General features: G+C 43.4%; 2 protein-coding genes. Both read right to left on the bottom strand.

Annotated elements, in window-relative coordinates; translation table 11 throughout:
- Nucleotides 1-723 (bottom strand): NAD(P)-dependent oxidoreductase (locus tag A3763_RS20660; protein ID WP_068760434.1); only part of this gene is annotated, 723 nt, incomplete at its 3' end.
- Between the two features lie 53 nt (nucleotides 724-776).
- A partial coding sequence (locus A3763_RS20655) for an EAL domain-containing protein (RefSeq protein ID WP_156495223.1) occupies nucleotides 777-1138 on the bottom strand: 362 nt, incomplete at its 5' end.

The following is a 1138-nucleotide window of genomic DNA, read 5'->3' as shown; positions in this document are numbered from 1 at the left end:
GGCATTGGCATCGATTAGATTTGTAGTTTCATCACTCAGCAGGCAATGAATAGATAAGACATCAACTTGCGGCAATAGCTCTTCCAAAGCCAAGCGAGGATAGCCATCAACACTTTCCAAGCTTTGACCGGAACGAGCTGCCAGTATAACCTTCATGCCAAAGCCTTCGGCCATTTTTGCAACACCCTGTCCAAGGTCACCATAACCGAGCAGGCCAAGCGTCTTGCCTTCCAGTTCAACAATAGGGTAGTCCATCAAACAAAAAATCGGACTTGTACACCAGCGTCCATCTTGAACATCTTTAGCGTAATCCAATAAACGGTTTGTTAGTGCCAGCAACAAAGAAAAGGTATGCTGAACAATAGCCGGGCGCCCATACTGTGTGACATTACAGACCCTAACACCGGCCTCTTTAGCCGCTTGCAAGTCAATATTGTTCGTCCCTGTCGCCGTAACGGCTATCAGCTTTAGGCTGGGGTTACTTGTTATTTCTTTCTTCCCCAATAGCACTTTATTGACAACGACCACCTCAAAGCCTTTTATTCGTTCACAGACATTCGCTGATTCCGTCGTATCATAAGATTGATATTGGCTAAATGAAGACTCGATATCACTCAGGTCCAGACCATCTCCCATACTTGCTACATCAAGGAAAACCCCTTTCATCGCGCCACCTGCCTTAAGATCAATTTTGCTTCGCCAAGAAAAACGAGAGTATGTCATATCAAGCTAATTGATGACAAAAACCTGTTTAGGTACCCGAAGCTTTTTTCTTTCTAAGAGCTTGAGCTGACAATATGCGGTGTCTGTTGCCACTTTCGAATGAAGGCCGGGATTTCGGGTGCTGGGATTGGCTTAGAATAGAAAAAGCCTTGAGCATAATCACAACCAAGCCCGATTAATGACTCTTCCTGCTTCTTAGACTCGATACCTTCAGCCAAGACCTCGATAGATAAGCTATCAGCTAAGGTAATGATACTCTTGACCAGTGCTTGATCAGAGCTGTTGTTAATTAACTCATTGACAAACATACGGTCAATTTTAATCTTTGACAGGATATGGCTGAATTTTTTGATATAACCAAGAGACGAATAACCTGTACCAAAGTCATCAATACTGAATTTAAGCCCTGACTTAA

The organism is Oleiphilus sp. HI0128 (assembly GCF_001635365.1).
This window is presented reverse-complemented; position numbering and strand designations above follow the sequence as displayed.